Source organism: Massilia sp. Soil_C_3, from assembly GCF_057657035.1.
Genome location: NZ_JBDGJG010000008.1, coordinates 144,061 through 169,851, shown reverse-complemented (window position 1 = coordinate 169,851; position 25,791 = coordinate 144,061). Strand labels below are relative to the sequence as shown.

At 67.7% G+C, this 25,791-nt stretch carries 18 protein-coding genes and 2 riboswitches; of the genes, 11 read left to right on the top strand and 7 right to left on the bottom strand.

The window, feature by feature from the left end; all coding sequences use genetic code 11:
• The first annotated feature begins 8 nt into the window (after positions 1 to 8).
• The 10 genes from AC3A6F_RS17890 (at position 9) to AC3A6F_RS17845 (ending at position 13,293) form a co-directional block, all read left to right on the top strand.
• Entirely contained in the window at positions 9 to 680 is a 672-nt protein-coding gene (locus AC3A6F_RS17890) for a response regulator transcription factor (RefSeq protein WP_487683062.1), read from the top strand.
• A gap of 25 nt (positions 681 to 705) precedes the next feature.
• Positions 706 to 2,019: a sensor histidine kinase gene (locus AC3A6F_RS17885; RefSeq protein WP_487683061.1), complete on the top strand. Its 1,314-nt coding sequence runs from the start codon at positions 706 to 708 to the stop codon at positions 2,017 to 2,019.
• Between the two features lie 108 nt (positions 2,020 to 2,127).
• A complete protein-coding gene (locus AC3A6F_RS17880) occupies positions 2,128 to 3,321 on the top strand; it encodes a hypothetical protein (RefSeq protein WP_487683060.1) in 1,194 nt (397 codons plus the stop codon).
• Positions 3,322 to 3,514: 193 nt separating this feature from the next.
• The gene (locus AC3A6F_RS17875) at positions 3,515 to 3,952 is read left to right on the top strand and encodes a type IV pilin protein (RefSeq protein ID WP_487683058.1); all 438 of its coding nucleotides are present in this window, start codon (positions 3,515 to 3,517) and stop codon (positions 3,950 to 3,952) included.
• On the top strand, positions 3,940 to 4,596 hold the full coding sequence (locus tag AC3A6F_RS17870) for a pilus assembly FimT family protein (protein ID WP_487683056.1): 657 nt from the start codon (positions 3,940 to 3,942) through the stop codon (positions 4,594 to 4,596). The genes AC3A6F_RS17875 and AC3A6F_RS17870 overlap by 13 nt, the downstream gene beginning before the upstream one ends.
• Complete coding sequence (locus AC3A6F_RS17865) at positions 4,593 to 5,033, top strand: type IV pilus modification PilV family protein (protein WP_487683055.1); 441 nt, start codon at positions 4,593 to 4,595, stop codon at positions 5,031 to 5,033. Before AC3A6F_RS17870 ends, AC3A6F_RS17865 begins: the two co-directional genes overlap by 4 nt.
• Complete coding sequence (locus tag AC3A6F_RS17860; RefSeq protein ID WP_487683053.1) at positions 5,030 to 6,220, top strand: PilW family protein; 1,191 nt, start codon at positions 5,030 to 5,032, stop codon at positions 6,218 to 6,220. The genes AC3A6F_RS17865 and AC3A6F_RS17860 overlap by 4 nt, the downstream gene beginning before the upstream one ends.
• Complete coding sequence (locus AC3A6F_RS17855; protein ID WP_487683051.1) at positions 6,220 to 6,810, top strand: pilus assembly PilX family protein; 591 nt, start codon at positions 6,220 to 6,222, stop codon at positions 6,808 to 6,810. The genes AC3A6F_RS17860 and AC3A6F_RS17855 overlap by 1 nt, the downstream gene beginning before the upstream one ends.
• A 29-nt stretch (positions 6,811 to 6,839) precedes the next feature.
• Entirely contained in the window at positions 6,840 to 11,507 is a 4,668-nt protein-coding gene (locus AC3A6F_RS17850) for a pilus assembly protein (RefSeq protein WP_487683049.1), read from the top strand.
• Positions 11,508 to 11,616: 109 nt separating this feature from the next.
• Entirely contained in the window at positions 11,617 to 13,293 is a 1,677-nt protein-coding gene (locus AC3A6F_RS17845; RefSeq protein WP_123067846.1) for a peptide chain release factor 3, read from the top strand.
• 27 nt (positions 13,294 to 13,320) lie between these two features.
• Here AC3A6F_RS17845 and AC3A6F_RS17840 read toward each other — a convergent pair whose 3' ends face one another.
• The 4 genes from AC3A6F_RS17840 to AC3A6F_RS17825 are packed head-to-tail and all read right to left on the bottom strand — an operon-like array spanning position 13,321 to position 18,715.
• Positions 13,321 to 14,322 (bottom strand): DUF3108 domain-containing protein, encoded by a 1,002-nt coding sequence (locus tag AC3A6F_RS17840; RefSeq protein ID WP_487683047.1) that lies wholly within the window; start codon positions 14,320 to 14,322, stop codon positions 13,321 to 13,323.
• Between the two features lie 37 nt (positions 14,323 to 14,359).
• Positions 14,360 to 14,998 carry a hypothetical protein gene (locus AC3A6F_RS17835; RefSeq protein ID WP_487683045.1) on the bottom strand — a complete coding sequence of 213 codons (639 nt, stop codon included), beginning with the start codon at positions 14,996 to 14,998 and terminating at the stop codon, positions 14,360 to 14,362.
• Positions 14,999 to 15,009: 11 nt separating this feature from the next.
• Entirely contained in the window at positions 15,010 to 15,651 is a 642-nt protein-coding gene (locus AC3A6F_RS17830) for an outer membrane beta-barrel protein (protein ID WP_487683043.1), read from the bottom strand.
• A gap of 55 nt (positions 15,652 to 15,706) precedes the next feature.
• Positions 15,707 to 18,715, bottom strand: a complete 3,009-nt coding sequence (locus AC3A6F_RS17825) for a sensor histidine kinase (protein WP_487683041.1) — start codon at positions 18,713 to 18,715, stop codon at positions 15,707 to 15,709.
• Positions 18,716 to 18,901: 186 nt separating this feature from the next.
• Here AC3A6F_RS17825 and AC3A6F_RS17820 point away from each other — a divergent pair, with 186 nt between their 5' ends.
• On the top strand, positions 18,902 to 20,713 hold the full coding sequence (locus tag AC3A6F_RS17820) for a methyl-accepting chemotaxis protein (protein WP_487683039.1): 1,812 nt from the start codon (positions 18,902 to 18,904) through the stop codon (positions 20,711 to 20,713).
• A 13-nt stretch (positions 20,714 to 20,726) separates the two neighbouring features.
• On the opposite strand, the gene gcvP is transcribed toward AC3A6F_RS17820, so the two are convergent.
• From gcvP to gcvT, 3 genes are all read right to left on the bottom strand, one after another.
• Positions 20,727 to 23,633, bottom strand: coding sequence for an aminomethyl-transferring glycine dehydrogenase (gene gcvP / locus AC3A6F_RS17815; protein WP_487683037.1), 2,907 nt, complete (start codon positions 23,631 to 23,633; stop codon positions 20,727 to 20,729).
• A gap of 87 nt (positions 23,634 to 23,720) precedes the next feature.
• A complete protein-coding gene (gcvH, locus tag AC3A6F_RS17810; protein ID WP_487683035.1) occupies positions 23,721 to 24,101 on the bottom strand; it encodes a glycine cleavage system protein GcvH in 381 nt (126 codons plus the stop codon).
• A gap of 59 nt (positions 24,102 to 24,160) precedes the next feature.
• Positions 24,161 to 25,279 (bottom strand): glycine cleavage system aminomethyltransferase GcvT, encoded by a 1,119-nt coding sequence (gcvT, locus tag AC3A6F_RS17805; protein ID WP_487683033.1) that lies wholly within the window; start codon positions 25,277 to 25,279, stop codon positions 24,161 to 24,163.
• Between the two features lie 46 nt (positions 25,280 to 25,325).
• A riboswitch (glycine riboswitch) is annotated at positions 25,326 to 25,420 on the bottom strand.
• Between the two features lie 17 nt (positions 25,421 to 25,437).
• Positions 25,438 to 25,523: riboswitch (glycine riboswitch) on the bottom strand.
• Positions 25,524 to 25,791: the final 268 nt, after the last annotated feature.

Sequence of the window (25,791 nt, the reverse complement as noted above, 5' to 3'; positions counted from 1 at the left end):
TGAAGGATATGGGGCTGCGGGTATTGCTGGTGGAAGACGATGCGGTGCTGGCCGACGGCCTGCTGCGCGCCCTGCAGGCGCAGGACATGACGGTCACGCTGGTGGCCGACGGCTTGGCCGCCGACCGCGCGCTGCAAGAGCCCGCAGCCGAGGTCGCGGTGCTCGACATCGGCCTGCCCGGCATCGACGGCTTCGAGGTGGTGCGCCGCCTGCGCGCGCGCGGCGCGGCCACGCCGGTGCTGCTGCTGACGGCGCGCGACGCGGTCGAAGACCGGGTGCGCGGCCTGGAAACCGGCGCCGACGACTACCTCGTGAAACCCTTCGCCACCGCCGAATTGGTGGCCCGCATCCGCGCGCTGGCGCGGCGCCACGCCCCTGCATCTCCGCTGATGTCGCTCGCCGGCCTGAGCCTGGACCGGGCCACCCGCCGCGCCCGCGTTGCCGGCAATCCCATCGACCTGTCGGTACGCGAGTGGGGCGTGCTCGAATACCTGCTGCAGCATGCCGGGCGGGTGGTGTCCAAACAGCAGATCATCGACGCCATCCTGCCCTGGGGCGAGGACGTGACCCAGAACGCGGTCGAGGTCTATGTGTCGCGCGTGCGCCTGAAACTGGACGGCTCGGGCGTGGCGATCCGCACCATCCGCGGCTTCGGCTACCTGCTGGAGGCAGCCGGGTGAAGGTCGATCCCATGATCTTCGCGGCATGAGCAGCATCCGGCTGCGCCTGCTCAAGTGGCTGCTGGGCCCGATCCTGCTGGTCAACCTGGTGCTGGCCGCACTGGTGGCCGGCCTGGCCTGGACTCCGGCCCAGGTCGCCTTCGACGGTGGCTTGCTGGACACCGCCAACGGCCTGGCCGCACGGCTGGCGGCGGGCGCCGCGCCACAACTGCCGCCCGCTGCGCCAAATGCCGACCGCAGCTGGTACGTGGTGCGCGACGGGCACGGCCGCCACCTGGCCGGCGCCGCCGCCTTTCCGGCACTGCGGCCCGGCGCCGCGCCCTACGACGCCGAAGTCGACGGCGAGCCGGTGCGCGTGGTCGCCCTGGCGGTTGCGACACCCGACGGCGAACGCCAGCTGGGCGTGGCGCGCACCCTGCGCCAGCGGCTCGAGGTGCGCTCGGCCATCGTGCGCTCGCTGGTGGTGCTGGTCTCGCTGGTGACGCTGACCCTGGCCGGCGTCGTCTGGCTGTCGGTCAGCAATGCCCTGCGCCCGCTGGCGCGCATCCGCGCCGAGCTGGCCGCGCGCGGCCCCGCCGACCTGGCGCCGATTCCCCAGGCCAGCGTGCCCTACGAGATCGCGCCGGTGGTCACCGGCTTCAACGAATTGCTCGACAAGGTCGAAGCCGGCGCGCGCGCCCAGCGCGACTTTTTGGCCGATATGGCACACCAGCTGCGCACGCCGCTGGCCGGCATGCAGCTGCAGCTCGAGTGGCTGCGCGCGCGCCATGCGCGCGACCCCGACAGCGTGCGCTCGCTGGACATGATGGAACTGGCCAACGAGCGCATGATCCGCCAGGTCAACCAGCTGCTGGCGCTGGCGCGCGCGAGGGAAGGGCGGCCCGGCGGCCAGCATGCGCCGCTCGACCTGGCGACCCTGGTGCAGGAGACGATCCAGTTCTTCGTCGGCCAGGCGGGGGCCAAGGACATCGACCTCGGCTTCGAGCTGGCGCCGGCGCCCGTCGAAGGCGACGCCTTCCAGCTGCGCGACCTGGTCGACAACCTGGTCGACAATGCGCTGCGCTACACGCCGGACGGGGGGCGGGTCACCGTCAGCTGCGCCCATGAGGGCGAGGCCGTGCTGTTCAGGGTCGAGGATTCCGGCCCCGGCATCCCGCCCGCGCGCCGCGCCGCCGTATTCGAGCGCTACGTGCGCCTGGACGACAAGACCACGGGCAGCGGCCTGGGGCTGGCCATCGTGCGCGATATCGCGCGCGCGCACGGCGCCATCGTGGTGCTGGACGAGGCGGAGGGCGGCGGCACCCGCGTCACGGTGCGTTTTGCTGTCTTTCCTGGATGAAACGATCGGTGAGAATTCAGGCGATTTCGCAAGCTATACTGTGGAGCTCCCTGATTCATACTCCTACGGCCCACAGGTTGGGATTAACGTATTTTCACAGGACTGTCCATGCCTAGTTATATGTCATCCATCGCCGGCTGGTTCAAAGCCGGCTACGAGGGACGGCACTTGGAATTGGTATTACTTGAGATCGCAAAGCTGAAGCCGAAAGTAATTTCCGGCTATCTTGCGAAGGAGCTGGGCATCGATTTGGCCGAGTTCGACAATGCGGAATATGCGATCGAAGTGGCATTCCAGGGCCAGCGATCTCTGCGCCGCGCCGATATGGCGGTACGTCGCGAAGGCGAGGCTGATCCGTTCGTGCTTATCGAAATTAAGTACTTCGACAAGCCGCTGGCGGAAACGGAACACCGTGCCGAACAGTTTACGGATTATCGCTACTGGAAGGGAAGGAAACGCAGTCGTCATGTCCTCGTTCTTTCGCGTGAACTGTACCAGGCCCGCGGGATCGAAGTCCGGCGCTGGGATCACTTGGCACGCGCGTTGCGCAAACCGGCAGAGCAATCGGATCTGATCGCTATGTTTGTCGAATATCTGGAAGAAGAGGGAATCGTGATTCAGAACATCAACAGCGCCGCCTTGGAGCGCTACTTCGTGCGCCTCGTGTGTGCAAACCGAAAAGTTGGGCGGGCTGCCGACAACTTGGACGGACCCGTTGAATTCGCAAAGGTCTTGAAGAACCTGCAGATGTTGAGCGGAGCATTCACCCCCAAGTTCAAGCAGGCGTGGAGCGATGCTGGCGAACAGATTGACGGACTGGCGACACGTTCCAAAGTAGCAAGTATCGATTTCCGGATTCGCAATAAGTTGCGAACCGTGAGCGACCCGTCCAAATATCGGGATGAGGATGGTGAACTGCCCCAGGATATGAAAGAGGGGGGCTACATCGAAGTGTTTGCACGGCATTCGTTGGGTCATGGCGAAGACCGTTTGCGCATCGAATACGGCATCATGTTCACCGTGCCGTCCGAAAGGAAACCGGTTCTGTTTGTCAGTGGCTATGGCAATCAGATGGCTCCGGCCTATCAGGACTTCGAGATTGGCCCTACCCTAGTGACGGACAACGCCGAGTCGATGGCTGAGCGAGTCGAAGGCTATCTGCGGGACGCCATGTGCGCCGTTATCTCAGAACTGCTCGGGAGCCCCAAGTCGCTAAATGCAAAGCAGAAGCATGCCTTGCGTTCACTGCAAAAGTCGCTCCCTGCTACCGAGATCATTGACGCAGAGGACGCCGCAGCGTAGTCCCCATTGTTGCGCCGGCATCGCCCAGCCGGCTATCTTCGTCAGCAGGCTGCATCCACCGACAGTAAAACGTCGTATTTGCGTCGCTGTCAGGACTTTGTCAGCCTTTCCTCAGGGAAATGACAGCTTCGTGGGATATCATTCTCCATGGCAACATTATTGGCGGAGTCGGTCCGCCTCCCAGGAGAATCCCATGCAGCAGCGCCAGTCCGGCTTCACCCTCGTCGAGATCATGATCGCCGTCGTCATCATCGGCATCCTGACCGCGGTCGCTCTGCCATCCTACAGCAGCTATGTGATGCGGGCGCGCCTGGCCGAGGCGCACAGCACGCTGGCGTCGACCCAGCCCAAGCTCGAGCAGTTCTGGGCCAATACCCGCAGCTATGAGGACTTCAACGGCGAGGAGCAGGACCCTAAGCTCATGCCGGACGACACCGACAATTTTGTCTACACCCTGGAAAATGCCAGCGCCACCGGCTACCAGTTGGTCGCCACCGGCCGGGCCGCGGCCGCCGACTTCAAGTACACACTGACCCAGGCCGGCGCCCGCGCCACCACCGGGGCGCCGGAAGGCTGGACCAAGAGCGCTAGCTGCTGGGTCGACCGCAAGGACGGCTCGTGCACCCAGTGACGGCGCGACCGGCCCGGCGCCAGTCGGGCTTCACCGCGCTAGAAGCCGTGATCGCGGTGTCCATCCTGGGCATCCTGATGGCGGTCGGCATCCCGCGCATGTCCGGCTGGCTGGCCGCGACCAAGGCCGCCGGCGCCGGCCAGTTCTATGTCGAGGGCTTCACGCTGGCGCGCACCCAGGCCCTGGCCCACAACAGCCACAGCCGGCTGGTCTTCATCGACAACCCTGGCGGCCAGCCGGACTGGCGGGTCGACATCTGCCTGCGCGTCTCGGGCAATGCCTGCGACGACGCCAGCAACGACTGGTCGACGCCGGCCGCTGCCCCCAGCGGTTCGGCCGACGAGCTCGGCGAGTCGGCCGCGTTCCGCTCGATCCGGCGCAGCGCGGCTACCCTGCCGCCATCGAGCCTGCTGGCGGTGACGCTGGGGCCCGACGACGATGCCGACGCCGTGTACTTCACGCCGATGGGGTGGGTCGACGGCGCCATCGCGCCGCGCGTGACCGAGGTTCGCCTGGCGCCAGCCGAGGGCAAGGAAAACGAATTCAAGCCATCGGCCGTCATGCTGACCCTGGCCGGGATCGCGACCACCTGCGATCCTGCCGAGGATATCGGCGCCGGTGACTCTCGCAGGTGTCCCGAATGAGCGCGCGTTTCCATCCCGTGCCGCCGCGCGCCCAGCGCGGCATCGCCATGATCGAATCGCTGATCGCGATCCTCATCCTGGGCATTGCCCTGGTTGGCACGCTCGGCCTGCAGGCGCGCTCGGTGGCGGCCCTGTCCGACGCCGGCCTGCGCGCCGAGGCTACCATCGCCGCCAATCAGCTGCTGGGCATCATGAACACCGATATCGCCAACGCCGCCGCCTATGCCGTGGCTGGAACCGCCGCGCCGGGTGAGCGCCTGGCCCCGTGGCATGCTGGGGTGCGCGAGCGCATCCCGGGCGCGACGATCACGGTCGCCGTGACCCCGATCGCCGGCACCACCCGCACCGAGGTCGACATCGTCATCGGCTGGCAGCGCACGACCGACAGCCAGGTCAACCGACACCGCGTCACCTCCTACCTGTCGCCGGCGACATGAACCCGCATATCATCCGCCGCGCGCGCGGCTTCTCGCTCGTCGAACTGATGGTCAGCGTCGTGATCGGCCTGCTGGCGATCCTGTTCGCGACCCGCATCATGACCGACGGCGAGCGCAACAAGGATGCGGCGATGGGCGGTTCCGATTCGATGCAGAACGGCATGTTGGCCATGTTCCGGATCAGCGGCGACGCCGAGCAGGCGGGCTTCGGCCTGAACGACCCCCTGATCAACGGCTGCAATACCGTGTTCAGCGACAGCCAGCGATACACGCTGGCGCCGGCCCTGCGCGACGACGAGCCGGTGACGCCGCTGGCGGCGGCCGTGATCGAGCCGGGCGGCGAGGGCCCGGACAAATTGACCCTGTATGCCGGCAGTGCGACCGGCGGCGCCACGACCCTGCGCGTGACCCAGAACTACATCGGCGGCAACACCATCACCGTGGATCGCCAGGGCTGGGGTTTCGCGCTCGGCGACGTGATCGTGGTCGCCCCTGAACAACCGGGCGCCGACTGCGCGATGGCGCAGGTGTCGTCCAATCCGCTCACAGAGCCGATTCCCCAGCTGCAGTTCGGCTCGGTCGAGCAGCGCTTCAACCGTGGCCAGCTCAATGTCGAGTACGACGGCAACACCACCCGCGTATTCAATCTCGGCCCCGGCGCGCAGCTGGCCTTCCATACCTGGTCGGTGGAGGGCGGCTATCTGCGCCTGCGCGCCACCGACATGGCCGGCGCCGCCGAGACCGGCCAGGCGGTGGCCGACAATATCGTCATGCTCAAGGCGCAGTACGGCTTCGATACCCGCGAAAGCACCGATTTCAAGCCGGGCCTGGGCACGGTGATCGGCCAGTGGTCGTCGGAGATGATCGATGCCGACGGCGACGGCGTCAACGGCGGCGCGGGCGACTATGGCCGCATCGTCGCGCTGCGCATCGCCGTGGTGGCGCGCGCCAAGAACCCGGAACGCCCGGTCGCAGACGCCGATGGCGAGGCGCAGTGCAGGGCCACCGTCGAAGTAGAGAACCGCGAGCCGGTGTACCTGTTCAACAGCGCGCAGCCGCAGGGCGTGGACGCGGCGCCGGTCAAGGTCGACCTCGCCGTCGCCGGCGATACGGTCGACTGGCAATGCTATCGCTACCGCGTGTTCGAGACCATCGTCCCGCTGCGCAATGCGGGGTGGAGCAACTGATGACGATCCCCTACCGCACGCCGAACCAGCGCGGCATCGCACTGCCGGTCATGCTGATCATGATGCTGGTGATGCTGATCACCGGCATCTACCTGCTCAAGTCGACCAATTCGACCACGCTCACGGCGGCCAACCTGGCCTATGACGCCTCGCTCAGCCGCGCCGCCGACCTGGGCCTGCACGAGGGCTTCGAGTGGCTCAAGACGACTTCCGCCACCAACAAGATCCTGCTCGACGCCGACGCGACGGATGCCGGGTATTTCGCCACCAGATCGCCCCAGCTGAACAGCCGCGACGAGGGTTTCTGGGCCGATGCAATGGCGGTCGACGGCCCCGGCGACACCAGCGTCGAATACGTCATCCACCGCATGTGCGCGTTCCAGCGGGCCTATGACGACGACAATTTCTGTGTCCAGACCGCCGCCAATACGGCCATCCTCGGCACCCCGGTGGCGATTGGTGAAAGCCTGGCCTCGGACGCGCCGAGCTATGCCAGCAGCCCGCAGCTGCATTACGTGATCACCGCCCGCATCAAGGGTGCGCGCGGCGGCACCGTGGTGAACCAGATGGTGGTCCTGATCGGCGTCTGACGACGCCGCAATACTCTGATGGAATGCGCATGAAACGCCTCCTTGCCTTGCTCGTCCTGCTGTTCGCGCTCCCGGCCTCGGCCGAGCCGACCGCCATCGCCCAGCTGCCGCTGCTGAACATCAGCGGCAGCGGCACCGTCCAGCCGAACCTGATGCTGCTGTACGATAACTCGGGCTCGATGAACTTCAACTACACGCCCGACTACGTCAACCTGCGCTCCACCTGCCGCCTCGGCAATACGATGGAAGACGGCACGACCGCTTGCGTGGCCGGCCATCCGCCCTATGCCAGCGCCGACTTCAATCGCCAGTATTACGATCCGAAGGTGCGCTACATGCCGCCGATCAAGGCGGACGGCAGCTATTACGGCGAGCTGGACGCGCGCGCGACGAACGACTGGAAGTCGGTGCCCAACGATGTGTTCGGGGTGAACCGGACCGACCTGCTGGGCAATCGCAACGACACCTCCACCACCAACCTGGTGACGGGCTTCCCTGACCTGTACTGGTGCGTCAGCCGGAACAACAACTGCGACTACAACCGCACCGGTTATATCTATCCGACCAACTCGCGCGACTACGCCCAGTATTTCACTGCGAATCCCTATTACTACACCATCAACGTCACCGAGTATTGCCGCAACGCCACCATGACCGATTGCCGGCCCGCGACCGCCAACGGCGGCCCGCCCGCCGACCTTTACCAGACACCGTCGCGGGTACGCTTCTGCAACACGAACAAGCTGATCAAATGCCAGGCCAAGTACGTCGACGAATATATCTATCCACGCTTCTCGGGCAGTAACCAGCTCGCCCCATGGTATGGGACCATCACCATCGGCGCCTCCGCCGGCAACGGCGCGCGCACGATCGAGAGCGTCACCGCGGCCGGCGTGACGGGCACCGACGTCATCACCGCACGCGAAGTCAGCGCCGGTGACGGCACCAATACCGCCGACAAGCAGGTCGCGCTGGCGCGTGCGCTCGCGCGCTCGATCGTCGACAAGACCGGCCTGGCCAACCAGTTCACGGCCTGCCTGATGTCGCCCGGCGACAGCGGCGTGCAATCGTGTACTTCGCTCGGCATCACGCTGGCCGGGAATAACGTGGTGGGCGTGCTGCCGATCGCGTGTCCTGCAGGCGTCTCCACCAAGGCGATCGGCGACTGCGCGCTGGTGACCGACAACAGCCGCGCCGGCACCAACCTGATGGTGTCCAGCGGCACCGGCGCCACCGCGCTGCTGCGCATCGGCGGCACCAGCAACGCCAGCTCCAACCAGGTGATCAGCAATTTTTCGCTCAACCGGGTGTCGCTGTTCGCGCGTTCGCTGAGCCTGGAGCGCGGCAAGAGCGCCGCCTGGGTCGCCGACCGCATCCGCGACTACATCAACGAATCCACGGGCGGCAAGGGCACGATCCGCGCCTATGTCGGTGGTGACGCCGATTCGTCGCCGCTCTGCCGCGCCGCGGCGAATACGACGCTGTGCCTCGTCGACTCGTCCAACAATGCCGAAGGCGCCAGCGTGAGCTACGATGGTCCGACCAACAACACCACGAACCGGACCACCCACCTGACCCTGAACAAGGTGGCCGCGGTGTCGGACATGGTGGCCACCAGCACCACCGGCCTGGGCGGATCGGTATTCGTGCGCACCGATATCGTGTCCACCCGCTCGATCTATCCGCGCCATCCGAACCGCACCGACTGCACCGGCACCGTCTGCACCTATGCCCAGGAGATGACCAACTTCGCCAACTGGTACGGCTACTACAAGACCCGCAACCAGATGATGAAGACCTCGGTCGGCCACGCCTTCGCCCCGATCAACGACAAGTACAACGTCGGCCTGGTGGCGCTGTCGGTGGCCGCCGAGGAGGGCACCATGAATCCGCCGAAGGCCTTCGCCGGCACGGACCGCACCAAGTGGTATTCCGACCTGTACGGCATGAACACCTCGGGTGCGACCCCGGTGCGACTGGCCCTGCATGCGATCGGCAAGATGTACGCCAACCAGGCGCCCTACCAGGTCGAGGGCAACGCGCGGGTGGTGAAGTTCGCCTGCCAGCAGAACTTCACCTTCATCACCACCGACGGCTACTGGAACGGCGCGGCGCCGGGCGGCATCGCCAGCAACGACAACAGGGCCGACCCATCCCGTTTCTGCCTGCAGTCGAAGGGTTGCGTCGACCCGCGCTCCCAGCGCGCGCCATCGCTGGCCGACATCGCCCTGTACTGGTACAACGGCGGCTGGGACGGCACCGGCACGCGGCCCGAGGTGGTGTCGCTGCGGCGCGACCTGGAAGGCAAGGTGGGCGCGGTGCCGGCCGCCGGCGGCGAGAACAACCGCCTGCACATGCGCACCTATGCGCTGGGCCTGGGCGTGGACGGCATCATGAACTATGAGCCCAACTACGACGTACTGCCGCTGCCCGACGGCGACCTGTACAAGGTGATCAGCGAGGTCAAGGAGGGCTGCCCCTGGAACGGCGGCGGCGCCTGGGTCTGGCCCGATCCGGTCACGGGCGAAAACAGCGGCTCGGCCGCCTTCCAGTCGCGGGTGGACGACCTGTGGCATGCCGCGATCAACGGCCACGGCAAGTATTTCTCGGCCTCGGATCCGCTGCAGGTGGTCGAAGGCCTGCGCTCGGCGCTGGCCAATATCGAGGTCAAGACCGGCGCCGCCGCCGCGGCCGCGACCTCGACCCCGAACATTTCGCAGAACGACAACGACATCTTCTCGGCCACCTTCACCACCGTGCGCTGGACCGGCCGCCTGTCCAAGCGCACCGTCGACGTTGCGACCGGTGAGGTCAGTCCGACCGAGCTGTGGAACACCTCCGACACGCTCGGCGCCCGGGTCGACGCCGCCAGCGACGAGCGCAGGATCTATATGCGCAACCCCGCCGGCGGCGCGCGCGCCAACTTCCTGTACGACGCGATGGGCGTCGAGAAGGAATGGTTCGACAACAAGTGCAGCGCGCTGACCCAGTGCGCCACCATGTCGCCCGCCAACCGCCAGATCGTCAACAACGGCGCCAACATCGTCAACTGGCTGCGCGGCCAGCAGCAGCACGCGGACGACACCGTGCTGCGCTCGTTCAGCCGCACGACGGTGGCCGAGGGCAGCGCCGGCAGCGCGCTGCCGATCGTGCTGGGCGATATCGCCTCGTCCAAGCCGGCCTACCTGCGCGAGCCGCGCCGCAACTTCGACCGCCCCGGCTACAGCGACTACAAGATCGCCCATGCCAAGCGTTCGGCGACGGTGTTCGCCGCCGCCAATGACGGCATGCTGCATGCGTTCAACGCCAGCAGCGGCGAGGAAACCTGGGCCTACGTGCCCCGCATCACGATGAAGAAGCTTTATCAGCTGGCCAACACTACCTATGGCACCAACCACATCTTCTCGGTCGACGGCTCGCCCGAGGTGGCCGACGTCAAGATCGGCAATGAGTGGCGCACCGTGCTGGTGGCCGGCCTGAATGCGGGCGGGCGGGGCTACTACGCGCTCGACGTGACCGATCCCGACGATCCCCAGCCGCTGTGGGAACTGTGCGCCGACAGCAGCGTGTGCAGCGGCATCCACAATGAGCCGCAGATCGGCTACTCGTTCGGCAATCCGCAGTTCGGCACCATCAGGGACGAGGCGAACGGCGAAGAGAAATGGGTGGTGTTCCTGACCTCGGGCTACAACAACATCCCGGGCACGGACGGCGTGGCCGGCGGCGACGGCAAAGGTTACCTGTTCGTGGTCGACATCGCCAGCGGCCGGATCCTGCGCAAGATCAGCACCGACGTCGGCAGCGTCGGCACGCCGTCGGGCCTGGCCAAGATCACGGCGATCACGGACGATCCGAACAACGATCCGCTGGTGACCTACGTCTACGGTGGCGACAACACCGGCAAGATGTGGCGTTTCGACTTCACGGAACCGGGCACGACGACCCTCCTGCTGATGGGCGACGCCGGCGTCGACAAGCCGTTCACCACCCGTCCCGAAGTGACTGCCTGCCGTGTGGAGACCCCGGTGCTCGATGCCGACGGCGAGGAAGACGAGAGCGGCAGGACCGTGGCCAGGGCCCAGCGTGTGGTGGTGTTCGGCAGCGGACGCCTGCTGGACCTGGTCGACGTCGAGAACACCAAGAGGCAAAGCGCCTACGTGCTCAAGGACGGCGGGCAAACGATCGGCGCCGGCGGCTGGCCCGGTTCGTCCATGATCAAGATGCAACTGGCCCGGATCGAGGACGAGGACGCGCCGCAAGAGGAAGACGAGGACGAGGAAAAGAAATCCGTCCCGCTCAGCATTTCGGGCGACCCGGTCAACCTGGCGCGCCAGGACGGCTGGTACGTGGACTTCGACCAGAACACAGGCGAACGGGTCAATCTCGATCCAAAAGTGGTGGCGGGCACCGTCAACGTGGTGACCAACCTGCCGAGTTCCTCGACCGAGTGCTCGGTGGGCGGCACCAGCGTCATGTACCAGCTCAATGTCTGCACCGGCCGCGCCGCCTCGCCCGACGGCGTCGCCGGCTATCCGCTGGCGGCGTCGGCGGCGGTCGGCTTCATCGTGGTGCGCCTGCCCTCGGGCGCCCTGAAGACGATCACCACCACCGCCGACGGCAGCATGGTGACCGGGCGCTTCCCGCCGTCCGAGACCACCGAGGCGCACCGCGCCGGCTGGCGCCGCGTGCGCGATTGAAGTCATGGAAGGCGTCGCCGCCCGGGCGGCGCCATTCAATTCACACGGGAGAGAGCGGAGACGGTAAAATCGAGGGTTTTCTTACCAGGGCCACACGAAGGGCTCGACTATGGCCAACGACACCGATATCTCCGCCGCGAACGATACTCCCGACGCGGGCGACGACACCTCCAGCACCACCTCCCGCCAGGGCGGCCTGACCGCGCGCGAAGTCGCGCGCCGCCGCACCTTCGGCATCATTTCCCACCCCGACGCGGGTAAAACCACGCTGACCGAAAAGCTGCTGCTGTTCTCGGGCGCGATCCAGCTGGCCGGCACCGTCAAGGGCCGCAAGAGCGGCCGCCACGCGACCTCGGACTGGATGGACATCGAGAAGCAGCGCGGCATTTCGGTCGCGTCCTCGGTGATGCAGTTCGAGTTCCGCGACCACGTGATCAACCTGCTCGATACCCCGGGCCACCAGGACTTCTCGGAAGACACCTACCGCGTGCTGACCGCGGTCGACTCGGCCCTGATGGTGATCGACGCCGCCAAGGGCGTCGAGGCACAGACCATCAAGCTGCTCGACGTCTGCCGCATGCGCGACACCCCGATCGTCACCTTCATGAACAAGATGGACCGCGAGACCCGCGATCCGCTGGAACTGCTGGACGAGGTCGAGTCGGTGCTCAAGATCGAGTGCGCGCCCGTGACCTGGCCGATCGGCATGGGCAAGAACTTCCGCGGTGTGTACCACCTGCTGAAGGACGAGATCATGCTGTTCAAGGCCGGCGAAGAAAAGGCCGACGGCGCCTTCGAAATCGTCAAGGGCATCGACAATCCGAAGCTGGCCGCGATGTTCCCACTGGAGATCGAGCAGCTCAAGATGGAAGTGGAGCTGGTGCACGGCGCCTCGCACGTGTTCGACCTCGAGCGCTTTTTATCGGGTGTGCAGACCCCGGTGTTCTTCGGTTCGGCGATCAACAACTTCGGCGTGCGCGAGATCCTGTCGGCGCTGGTCGACTGGGCCCCGGCGCCGCGCGAACGCGACGCCACCGTGCGCGCGGTCGAGCCGACCGAACCCAAGTTCTCGGGCTTCGTGTTCAAGATCCAGGCCAATATGGACCCGGCCCACCGCGACCGCATCGCTTTCCTGCGCGTGTGCTCGGGACGCTTCGAGAAGGGCATGAAGGTCAAGCACCTGCGCCTGGGACGCGAAGTCAAGCTCTCGTCGGTCGTGACCTTCATGGCCTCGAGCCGCGAACAGGTCGAAGAAGCCTACGCCGGCGACATCATTGGCCTGCCGAACCACGGCAATATGCAGATCGGCGACAGCTTCTCGGAAGGCGAGATGCTGACCTTCACCGGTATTCCGTACTTTGCCCCGGACCTGTTCCGCACGGTGCGGATTCGCAATCCATTGAAAGTCAAGCAGCTGCACAAGGGCTTGCAGCAGCTGGGCGAAGAGGGCGCGGTGCAGGTGTTCAAGCCGGTGCTGGGCTCGGACCTGATCCTGGGCGCGGTGGGCGTGCTGCAGTTCGAAGTCGTGGCCAGCCGCCTGCTCAACGAGTATGGCGTGGACGCGGTGTTCGAAAGCAGCAGCATCAGCAGCGCGCGCTGGATCTCGAGCGAGGACAAGAAATCGCTGGCCGATTTCGAGAACCAGCTCGGCCACCAGGTCGCCTACGACGCCGCCGGCAATATGGCCTTCCTGGCGACGTCCGGCGTGAACCTGCGCCTGACCCAGGAGCGCTGGCCCAAGCTGGTGTTCCACGCGACCCGCGAGCACGCGGCCAAGCTGGCGTAAGTCCCTGCGACGGCCGTCCGGGCCGTCCTATTCTTCCGAGCCGTCCTGGACCGGTTCGATCGCGGCCGCGGCCAGGGTCTGGGTCGCCGCCGCGCCGTCCGCCCCGGTGACGCGCAGCTGCACCGGCATCCAGGCATGCTGCGGCGCCAGCCACAGTTCGACCAGCGGCGCGCCATGCTCTCCGACCCGCGCCAGGCGCACCGTGTCCAGCGGCCCGGCGCCGGTCTCGATCCGTTCCGGGCCGAGCACCTGGTAGCGCTCGACGCCGGCGCCGCCCGCGCCGCCGACCCAGAATTCGAGTTCATTTTTCACCTGGCGCGCGTCGCCCAGGCCGATGCCGGCCAGTTGCAACAATAGCGAGGCCGGGTCCTGGCTGCCCGGCGCCAGCTGGTCGGCGCCACCCTGCGCGCGCGCGATCGTGCCGCCGGCGCGGTCGAAGGTGGTGCTCGCCTGGCCGGTGCCCACGGCGCGGCGCGCGCGGTCCGGCGCGATGCCCGCGTCGTCGACCCGGCCCTCGCTGGACAGCGTTCCCAGCACCCCGTCGAGTTCCACCGTGTAGCGGTTACCGTCACTGCGCCACGCCATGCTGGCCCGGCCCGCGTCCTGCGCCGCGCCGCCGGGCGCGCTCTGCGTGACCGTGTAGTCGATGCGGCCCGAGGGGGGCGGGGTGACGCGGTAGGTGTTGGGCATGCGGGCCGGGGCCACGTCGCCCTCCGGGGCGGGCGGCGGAGTCGCGCTCACCGGGAGCGGCGCCGGCGCCGACACTGCGTCGGCCGGCGCATCGATGGCCGGTACCGGCGTGACGTCCGGCGTGGCCAGCTCTGGCGCGGGCAGGTCGGGCGCTTGCGGCGCCGGCGTGGCGGGTGGCGTGTCGACCAGGCGCAGCGCCAACGCCGGATTGCCGACGGTGATGGCCGGCGGCGCGAAGCGGGCATCGACCCAGGCGATCGCCAGCAGGTGCAGCAGCAGCGAGGCAAGGCCGGCGGGCAGCAGGCGCCGGTAGCGCGCCGGGAAGGCGGAAAATCTCATGGGCGCTAGTGTAGCGCGCCCGTCCGGCAAGAGGAACTCAGAAGCCCAGGCTCAGGTTGGCCTTGACCCGGCTGCTGGAATTGGTCGCATTCTGGAAGCGCTCGGCCGCGTGGCCGTGGTTTTCGAAGGAACCGTCGATCATGACCCGCTCGCTGACCCGGTACTGGGCGCCGACGCCAGTATACAAGCCGGTGTCGACGCCCTGGATGGCGCCACGGCGATTCTGGCTGTGCGCCACGCCCAGCTTGCCGTAGGCCGACAGGCGTTCGCCAAGCGGTTGAGTGACCTTGACGGCTGCGTGCAGGTTGTAGCCGCGCAGGCCGAGCGCGCCAGTGGTGTCTTCGGGATCGCGTTCGTTCACCGGGCGAAACCCCTGGTCGAGCAGGTTGACGTAGCCGGCCTCGAAGGCCAGCGCCGGCGTCACCGCGATACCCATCAGCAGCCGGGGATCGGTCTTGAACAGGCCGCCGAACAGGCGATCGTTGGGATTGGCGTTCAGGTTCCCGCCATACACGCGCGGGAAGGCCTGGTTCCCGCGATCGCGCGGGGCCGAGAACACGCTGCGTGGGCGGGTGTCTGCCAGTTCCACCGGTGCGGCGGCCGGCTCAGCCAGTTGCGCCTGCGCTGGAGCGCCGGTGGCGACGGCTGCAGCCAGCAGGAAGGCTGGTCGTTTCATGTCGCGTCCTTTCAGAAACCCATTTTGAGGTTGCCTTGCACGCCGTCGCGGACGCGGTCGAACTTCTTGGCGGCGTCGCCGTGGCGCACGAAGTCGCCGCTCACGGTGGTGCGCTTGTCGACCTTGTAGCTGGCGCCGGCGCCGGTGTACAGGCCGGTATCGGAACCGGCCACGCCTTTTTCCCTCTTTTTTTCAGTATAGGCGATGCCGGCCTTGCCATAGGCCGAGAGGCGGTCGCCGGCCGGTAGCGAATACTTGGCGGCCAGGTGGTTGCTGGAACCTTTTTCTCCCAGCGGGATCGCGGCGTCGGCGGGCTTGCCCGGCTCGACCTTGTGCAAACCCTTGTCCGGCAGATTGAGGTAACCGCCCTCGATGGCGACGTTGGGCGCCACCTCGACGCCGCCGACCAGGCGCGGATCGCGCCGCATGCCCGTGAACACGTGGTCGTTCGGCTGGGCCGCCACATCGCCGCCGTACACGCGAGGGTAGGGCTGGTGGCTGCCGGCGAACGGATCGGGTGCGGCGGCTTGGCTGCGCTCGAGCTGGGCCGGCTGGCGCGGCGCCGGGTCGGGCAGCAGTTGGGCGTGGGTCTGGGTATGAGCTCCGGCGGCGGCCAGCCATCCCAGCGTCAATACGAAGGCGCGAGCTTTCATCGGTTCTTCCTCGATCGGGTCTTGTGCAAGCATAGCGCGTTCAAGGGCGCTGTGCTCATGCACGGCGCATGCCTTGGTAAGCAGTTGTTACCGGTATGCATATACTGACGACCGTGCCTGACGGTGTGCTGTCGATCTCGAGGACGCCGCCGGCCAGGCGCGCCGCCTCGCGCATGCCGGGCAAACCCCAGTGGTCCTGGCGCGCGCCGCTGGCCAGGATCTCGGGCGCGATGCCCTGGCCGTCGTCGCTCACCGCCAGGCGCAGCTTGCCGGCGCGGTAGTCGAGCGCCAGCGTGACCTGGCTGGCGTGGGCATGGTGAAAGGCGTTGGACAGGGCTTCGCGACCGATCGTGAACAGCTCATCCTCGATTTCGGGATCGAGGGCCAGCTCCTGGCCGGCGAGCCGCTCCACGAATGTGGCGCCGCTTGCCGCCGCCAGTTCGCGGCCGGCATCGGCCAGCGCCCGTGCGAGACTGCCGTGGCGCATGCCAGGCACCCGCAGCTGGCGCACCTGCTGGCGGCCTTCCTCGATCACGTCCTCGGCGCGGCCAAGCACGTCCTCTACCTCGGCCCGCATCCCGCTGTCGGCCGGCAGCCGGCCCATCAAGACGTGCATGCGCAGCACCAGCGCCTGCACGCTCTGCAGGAAGGTGTCGTGCAGGGTGCGCGCGATGCGCTCGCGTTCGCGGGTACGCACCAGCATCTTTTCGCGCAGCCGCGCCGCCAGGCGCGCCAGGCGCCAGCGGTGCAGCAGCCAGGCCGCGGCCAGCAGGGCCAGGGCGCACGCCAGCCGGAACCACAGGGTCTGGGTCCAGGCGGCGTCGATGCGCAGCGCTGCCCGCGCCGGCTGCGGGCTCCAGACGCCATCCTCGTTGGCGGCGGCCACTTCGAACAGGTAGTCGCCCGGCGCCAGGTTGGTGTACACCGCCTGGCGCGGCCCGCTCGTTTCGCGCCAGTCCAGATCCTGGCCGGTGAGCCGATAACGGAAGCGCACGCGTTCCGGCATCGACAGTGCGGTGGCGGTGAAGTCGATCTCGAGCCGCGTCGTGCGCGCCGGCAGCACCAGGCCGGCGGTGGGCGCATGACTGCCCTGGTCGGTGCGGATTGCGGTCACCATGACCATCGGCGGGCGCGGATTGCGCGGGATCCTGGCGGGATCGATGTGGCCCACGATGCTGGACGTGGCGAACCACAGGCGGCCGTCGCCGGCCTGGACCAGTGAGGGCAGGGGCTGCATCTGGGCCGGCATGCCGCGGTGACCGTCCAGGTGGTCGAAGCGCTCGGCCGCCACGCCGGCGCCGGGCGTAACCTGCGCCCGCGCCAGGTCGGCGGCATTGACGCGGGCCAGGCCGCCGGTGTCGTGCAGCCACAGCTCGCCGTCGGTGCGTTCGACGATGCCGGAAACGCCGCGGAATCCCCGGCCGCCGCGCTCGTCGAGCGTCACGAAGCGCTCGCCGTCGAACCAGGCCAGGCCGCGGTCGCCGCCGATCCAGACCCGGGCGCGGCCGGGCACGATGGCCAGCGCGTTGCCGACCTCCAGGCCCTGTTGCGGCCCGTATTGGCGCAGCGTGTCTCCATCGAGGATGGCGATGTGATTGTCGGTGTAGCCGAACCAGGTCCGGCCCTGGCGGTCGGTTGCGAGGGTGACCGCGGTCGGACCGGCCAGCGCCGCCTGCCCGCCGCCCTTGCGCCAGGCGCCGTCGCGGAAGGTATGCACGCCGTGGCCGATCACCGACACCCACAGCGCGCCGTCGGAGCCGGTCGTCATCGCCTGCACGTTGCGTCCGGTCAGCCCGGGCGGCAGCGGCCAGCGGTGGGTGGCTCCGTCGCGCACCCGCCACAGGCTCGTGTTGTTGCCGAACCAGAGGGCGCCGTCGGGCGCGCGGTGGCTGGCGCTGACGTCCATGATCGTCGTGCTGCGCCGGCTGCCGTCGGGCGCCAGTACGAAGCTGGCGAAATCGAAGGCGCCAGTGCGGTCGGAGTTGCCGATCCAGACCGCACCGCCGTCGCCCGGCGTGACGCTGAGCGCGGGAACGAAGCCCGGCGGCAGCGCGACGGTCTGCAGGCGGGCCTGGCGCACCCGGTCGACGCCGTTCGCCGTGGTGAACCAGAGATTGCCTTCGCGGTCGTTCAGGGTGGCGTTGAAAATGCCGTCGGTGAAGCCGGCGGCCGTCGAGAACTGGCGCACCAGCTTGCCCTGGCCATCGAGCAGCTGCACCGCATCGCCGGTGGAGATCCACAGGCCGCCGCGCGCATCGCCTTCGTAGCCGAGCAGCGGCGCGCCGCCATTGTGCAGTGCCAGCGGGGTGGTCGCGCCGCTGGCGGGATCGAACAGCCGCAGGCCGCGGGCCCGGGTCTTGATCACGACCTTGCCGTCGGGCCGCGGGTAGCCGCTTCCCAGCTGCGGCTGGTCGAGTACCTTGACGAAGCGGCGTTCGCCGGCGGCGGCGCCGGGCGCACCGCGGTAGATGCCGTCGGAGCAGTAGACCAGCAGGCTGCCGTCGGCCAGCACGCTAAAGCCGTGCGGCCGGCCGTGCGGCAGCCCGGCGGACGGTCGCACGTCAACCCAGCGCTCGCCCTCGAGCCGGTGCATCCCGGTGCCGCTCGAGGCCCACATGACGCCGTCGGGCGTGCGCGCGAAACGGAACACCGTGGTGGGCGGCGAATCCTTGCCGACGTAGTGATGGACGGCGCCGCGCTCGAAGCGGCTGATGTCGCCGAACTGGTAGCTGACCCAGATGGCGTCGCCATCGGCGGCCACGGCCATCGTCAGCGGAGAGCGCAGCTTGTGGCCTAACACCTCGTCGGTGCGCACGAAGCGCGCGCCGTCGAAGCTGTACAGCCCATCGGTGGCGGCGAACCACAGCATGCCCGAGGCATCCTGGGTCAAGGAATACACCGCGGACGGGGCGCCGTCATGGCGCGTCCATGAGGTGTGCTGCAGGTCGCCCGTCCAGGGCGGCAGCGGGGCGGCGCCGGCCCGGCCGCACAGGGCGGGGGCCAGGATGGCAAACAGGAGGCAATGCTGGAGGCAATGCAGGAGGCGTGCACATGGCAGGCGCATGGGTGGTTTTCCGTGTGGTTCGTTCTATTTGTTGGACGGATTCTTGCTCAAAACGCCTCTTCACGGCAAGTCGCCGCCTCCGCCGTCTGCCGACATGGCTCTTGCGCCGCGACAAGTGCGGCGTCCGTCTGCGGCGTACATTGTTGTATGCGCTGAGGAAACAATGCACCACGACGAGAGGACGCCATGATCACGCCGCCCGCCGACCGCGTTCCCGGGTTCTCCATGCTGTCCGGCCTGCTGTCCCGGCTGAAAGTCGGCCCCAAGCTGCTGCTCGCTCCCGGCGCCGTCCTGATCCTGCTGCTCCTGCTGTCCTGGGTGGCGTATTACGCGATGGTGCGCCAGAACGATTCGCTCGAGTCGATCGTCGGCCAGCGCGCGGCCAGCATGCGCGCCGCCAGCGGCCTGGCGGCGCAGTCGCAGAAGGCGCACGCCGACATCTATCGCCTGCTCAGCTGGATGGGCGGCAGCTTCCCGGTGGCGCGCACCGAGCCGCTGCGCCAGGACATCCTGGCCCAGCACCGGCGCATCGCGGCCGGCCTGGATTCCCTGGCCAAGATGACCCTGACCGAGGCCGAGGACCGCCACGTGGAGCAGGCCGCGGCGGCCCAGCTGCGCTACGCCGGGGCGGTGCGCGAGGTGATCGAACTGGCGCCGCTGGACGGCTCGATCAGCGCCAACGCCATGCAGAAGGCCGAGAGCGCGTTCGCGCTGGTGGCGCAGCGCCTGGCCGACCTGGGTGCGCTCGAAGAAGCGCTGTCGCGCGAAGCTTCCAGCCGCGCGAAGGCCGACTTCCGCATGATCTCGGTCCTGATGCCGGCCGTGGTGCTGTTGGCGATCGGGCTGTCGCTGGCGATCACCTTCGCGGTGCGCCGCATCCTGCTCGACGAGATCCGCGGCATCGGGCGGGCCGCCAGCGGCCTGGCCAGCGGCGACCTGACATTGCGAGCGCATCTCGACGACGATTACGGCGGCGACGAAATCGCCGACACCTCGCGCCAGCTGGACGCCAGCATCCGCAACCTGAACGGCACCCTGCGTTCGATCCTGGAATCGGCGCGCCTGATCGGCGCCGCCTCGCGCGACATCAAGCTCGGTAGCCTGAGCCTGGGCAGCCGCGCCGTGTTCCGCGCCAGCGCACTGGCCCATACCGAAGGCGCGCTGCGCGAGCTGGCGGCCGACGTCAAGCTGGGCGCCGACCAGGCGCGCGCCGCCAACCGCCTGGCCGCCGGCGCCGGCGAGGCGGCGCACGAAGGCAGCGACGTGGTCGAGCGGCTGGTGGCGATGCTCCAGGGCAGCCGCCGCGGCGCGCAACGGGTGGTCGAGATCGCCGATGGGCTGGACCTGGCGGCGAGCGAGACCGGCACGCTGGCCCTGAACGCGGCGCTGGACGCGGCGCGCGCAAGTATGGATGCAGGCGTGGATGCGGGCATGGATGCCGGTGCGCAGTCGCCGGCGATGGCCGCGGTGGCCGGCGAGGTGCGGGCGCTGGCGCGCCGGGTAGCCGCCGCCAGCCGCGAGATCCGCACCGTGGCGGCTCAATCGCTGGCCGAGATCGACGGCGGCGCGGCCTGGGCCCTGCATGCCGGCAGCAGCATGGAGCGCATCGCCGGCACGGTGCGCGAGGTGGAAGACCTCGCCGGGCGCATCGGCGCGGCTGGCGAAGGCCAGGCCACGCAGCTGGCCGATGTGGGCCAGGCGATCGTGCAGATGGACCAGGTGACGCGCCAGAATTGCACGCTGGTGGAAGAAGCGGCGAGCGCGGCGCGCACCCTGCAGATGCAGGCGCTGGCGCTGTCGCGCACGGTGGCGGGGTTCAGGCTGGAAGAGGAGGGGGCGCGGGAGGCGGCCCCGCAGGCGGAAAACGCGGGCCGGAAAGACGACGGCGGCGTTGCCCCGCCGAAGCCCTTCGATCCGGCGCGCGGACGCCGGGGGGCTGGCAGGGAACGCCGCCGTCAACAGGCGTCGCACTTGCGGCTCGCGTCGAGCCGCAAGTGATTACCCGCTGCGATTACTCGTAATCGCTGATCGGCGCGCAGCCGCAGAACAGGTTGCGGTCGCCGTACACATTGTCGGCGCGGCCGACCGGCGGCCAGTACTTCTTCTTGCGCAGGCCGGCGACCGGGAAGGCCGCCACTTCACGGGTGTAGCCGTGGGCCCAGGCGTCGGAAGTGACGACTTCGGCGGTGTGCGGCGCGCCCTTGAGCGGGTTGTCGATGCGGTCGTACTCGCCGCGCTCGACCTTGACGATCTCGGCGTGGATGGTGATCATCGCCTCGATGAAGCGGTCGATTTCCATCTTCGATTCCGACTCGGTCGGCTCGATCATCAGCGTGCCCGGCACCGGGAAGCTCATGGTCGGGGCATGGAAGCCGAAGTCCATCAGGCGCTTGGCCACGTCTTCGTTGGAAATGCCGGTCTTGTCCTGCAGCGGACGCAGGTCGATGATGCACTCGTGCGCGACCAGGCCGTCGTGGCCCGCGTACAGCACCGGGTAGTGCGGGGCCAGGCGGCGCGCGATGTAGTTGGCGTTGAGGATCGCCACTTCGGTCGCGCTGGTCAGGCCTTCGGCTCCCATCATCGCGATGTACATCCACGAGATCGGCAGGATCGAGGCCGAGCCGAAGGCGGCGGCGCTGACGGCGCCGATGCCGTCGCCGTTCTCCTGACCTTCGCGCACGTAGCCGGTGGAACGCTGGTTCGGCAGGAACTTCGCCAGATGGGCGCCAACGCCGATCGGGCCGACGCCGGGTCCGCCGCCGCCGTGCGGGATGCAGAAAGTCTTGTGCAGGTTCAGGTGACTGACGTCGCCGCCGAAGGCGCCCGGCGCGGCTAGGCCGACCAGCGCGTTCATGTTGGCGCCGTCGACGTAGACCTGGCCGCCGTGGGCGTGCACGATCTCGCACAGTTCCTTGATGCCCTCTTCGAACACGCCGTGGGTCGATGGGTAGGTGACCATCACGCAGGCCAGATCCTTGCTGTACTGCTCGGCCTTGGCCTTCAGGTCGGCCAGATCGACGTTGCCGTTGTCGTCGCAGGCGGTGACGACGACCTTCATGCCGACCATGCTGGCCGAGGCCGGGTTGGTGCCGTGGGCCGACGATGGGATCAGGCACACGTTGCGGTGGCCTTCGCCGCGCGCTTGATGGTACTTCTGGATCACCAGGAGGCCCGCGTACTCGCCCTGCGAGCCGGCGTTCGGCTGCAGCGAGATGGCGGCGTAGCCGGTGGCGGCGCACAGCATGGCTTCGAGCTGGGCGATCATCTCGCGGTAGCCGACGGTCTGCTCGTTCGGCGCCAGCGGGTGGACGTTCGAGAACTCGGGCCAGGTGACCGGCACCATCTCGGCGGTGGCGTTGAGCTTCATGGTGCACGAGCCGAGCGGGATCATGGTGCGGTCCAGCGCCAGGTCCTTGTCGGCCAGCGCGCGCAGGTAGCGCAGCATCTCGTGCTCGGCGTGGTAGCGGTTGAAGGTCGGGTGGGTCAGGTAGGCGCTGGTGCGCGCCAGGGCCGCCGGGAAGGCGTCGGCGACGCCCGCGTCCAGCTGGTCCAGGTCAACGCTCTTGCCATTTCCATTGCCATTGCCGAACACGGCGAACAGGCTGGCCAGGTCGTCGCGGGTGACGGTTTCGTCGAGCGAGATGCCGACCGTGGCGGCGTCGATCTGGCGCAGGTTCAGGCCGCGCGCATTGGCTTGCTGGTGGATCGCGGCCGCATCCTGCACACGCACGGTGACGGTGTCGAAGAAGGTCTTGTTGGCCAGCTCGAAGCCCAGCTGCTGCAGCCCGGCGGCCAGGATGGTGGTCTGGCGGTGCACGCGGCGCGCGATGCGGGCCAGGCCTTGCGGGCCGTGGTAGACCGCGTACATGCCGGCCATCACGGCCAGCAGCACTTGCGCGGTGCAGATGTTCGAGGTCGCCTTCTCGCGGCGGATGTGCTGTTCGCGGGTCTGCAGCGCCAGGCGGTAGGCCGGGTTGCCCTGGGCGTCGACGGTGACGCCGACCAGGCGGCCCGACATGCTGCGCTTGAATTCGTCGCGGGTGGCCAGGTAGCCGGCGTGCGGGCCGCCGAAACCGAGCGGCACGCCGAAGCGCTGGCTGTTGCCGACCACGACGTCGGCGCCCCATTCGCCCGGCGGGGTCAGCACGGTCAGGGCCAGCAGGTCGGCGGCCACGATCACCATGCTGCCTGCGGCATGCAGGTGCTCGACGGCGGCGCGGTAGTCGCGCACTTCGCCGTCGACGCCCGGGTATTGCAGCAGCACGCCGAAGCAGGTTTCTTCGAGCTTTTCGATGTCGGCCGGGGCGATGGTGCGCACTTCGACGCCGATCGGCTCGGCGCGGGTCTCGATGATCTCGCGGGTCTGCGGCAGCACGTCGTCGGCCACGTAGAACACTTTCGAGGCCGACTTGCCGACGCGCTGGATCAGCGTCATCGCCTCGGCGGCGGCGGTGCCTTCGTCGAGCATCGACGAGTTGGCGATGCCCATGCCGGTCAGGTCGGTGATGGCCTGCTGGAAGTTCAGGATGGCTTCCAGGCGGCCCTGCGAGATCTCTGGCTGGTAAGGGGTGTAGGCGGTGTACCAGGCCGGGTTTTCGAAGATGTTGCGCAGGATGACTTTCGGCGTGTGGGTGCCGTAGTAGCCCTGGCCGATCAGCGATTTCAGGACCTTGTTCTTCGAGGCCAGGCCTTTCAGGAGCGCCAGCGCTTCTTCTTCGGTCCGCGGTTCGGCGAACTGGCCCAGGTCCAGCTTGTCCTTGCGGCGGATGTTGGCCGGGACCACGGCGTCGATCAGGGCGGCGCGGGTAGCGTAGCCGAGGGTCGACAGCATGGCTGCCTGTTCGGATTCGGACGGGCCGATGTGGCGCGGGATGAACGAATCGCGTGCTTCAAGTTGGGTGAGGCTGGAGCGGGTCATGGTAGGAAGGAGTCTGGCGCCAATGCTGGCTGGATCAAGGAGGGGTACTCAGGGTGGTGCGCCCGGGGACGGGCGCACCTTGGACCATCAGTGGTCGGTGGTCTTGCCGTAGGCGTCGGCGTCGAGCAGCTTGTCGTAGGCGGCGGCGTCGCTCGGGGCCAGCTTGAACAGCCAGGCGCCGTAGGCATCCTGGTTGATCGAGTCGGGCGCGTCGGCGACCGGCTGGTTGACGGCGGTGACGGTGCCCGCGACCGGCGCATAGATGTCGCTGGCGGCCTTGACCGATTCCACCACGGCGGCATCCATGCCCGCGGTGAATGCCTTGCCGACCTGCGGCAGTTCGACGAACACGATGTCGCCCAGCGCGTCCTGCGCGTATTCGGTGATGCCCACGGTCAGGCTGCCGTCTTCTTCGCGGCGCACCCATTCATGGGATTCGGTGTATTTCAGGTCGGTAGGGATGTTCATAAAAACTCCTGAGGATGGTGGGGTTATTAGTATAGGTGTTTGTTATTCGGTCCGGCGATTCAGGCGGCCAGCACTTTGCCGTTGCGCACGAACGGGAGCTTGACCACGCTCGCGGCCAGGCGCTTGTCGCGGATGATCACGTGCACGGTGTCGCCGACGGCGACGTCCATCGGCACGCGCGCCAGGGCGATCGCCTGCTGCATGGAGGGGCTGAAGGTGCCGCTGGTGATCTCGCCCTCGTTACCGGATGCTGCCACGACCTTCTGGTGGGCGCGCAGGATGCCGCCTTTCTCGCGCAGGATCAGGCCGACGAACTGCGCCTGTTGACCCTTGGCCTGCAGCGCGGCCTTGCCGATGAAGTCGCGCTCGGAGACGAGGTCGATGGTCCAGGCCAGGCCGGCGTCGAGCGGGTTGGTCGTTTCGTCCATGTCCTGGCCGTACAGGTTCATGCCGGCTTCCAGGCGCAGGGTATCGCGCGCGCCGAGGCCGGCCGGCTTGACGCCGGCGGCGAGCAGGGCATTCCACAGGGCTACGGCCTGGGCCGCGGGCACGCCGATTTCGAAGCCGTCCTCACCGGTGTAGCCGGTGCGGGCGACCATGGCTTCGCCGAAGGCGGTGTCGCCAACGATGGCGGCGTTGAACGGCTTGAGGTTCTCGGTCGCGGACCTGGTGGTCGGCAGCACCTCCCACACCTTGGCGCGGGCGTTCGGGCCCTGGACGGCGATCAGGGCGATCGGATCGTTGCCGTCGCGGCGCTGGGTGATGCTCACGCCGCTATTGGTGGCGGCATTCTGCTCGTTCATCCAGGCCACGTCCTTGTCGGCGGTGCCGGCGTTGACGACGATGCGGAACCAGTCCTCGGACAGAAAATAGACGATCAGGTCGTCGATGACGCCGCCTTCGGGATTGAGCATGCACGAGTACAGGGCCTTGCCCGGCGCCTGCAGCTTGTCGACGTTATTGGCCAGCAGACCGCGCAGGAAGGTGCGGGTGTTGGCGCCCTTGACGTCCACGACGCACATATGGGACACATCGAACATCCCGGCATCCAGGCGCACCGCATTGTGCTCTTCGATTTGCGAACCGTAATTGACAGGCATATCCCACCCGCCGAAATCGACCATCTTGGCGCCAAGGGCACGGTGAGCGGAATTGAGCGGGGTCGCTTTGAGCGTCATGGAATCCTCGGGCATGAATAGGGTGTCGGCACGATCGTCGTGCGCTATCGACCCCTCTGTCCTTGGTACCTGAGAGATAGCGGCTGGCGCCGCTTGCCCCTTCGGTGGGCCGCATCGCGGCCGCTCTCCAGAGTTGACCGGCCGCGCCATGCGCCGCCGTCCCTTGACCGGTCCTTTTGCCTGAGAGTTTATGGGTGAGTGCCCCTTCGGCGGCAGCGTCGCTGCGCTCTCCCGATCAAGACTGCGGAGGATATGCCAGCCCGCCCACCCTGTCAACCACACAAGCCCCCACATATTGCCCCCACCCCCTTACCCAACAATGAGGGTCAGAGTCGAATTCTTTGACAACTTTGGAAGTTGCTCATTAATTCTACTCTGACCCTCATTAATTCCTGACCGCTGGGGAAACAAAAAGCGTTCATCCGGAAAACTATTTGATAGGGAGAATCAAACCCCAATTTTGGTAGCGCTAAACGGCCAAAAATTAATTAGGGTCAGCGTCGAATTGTTTG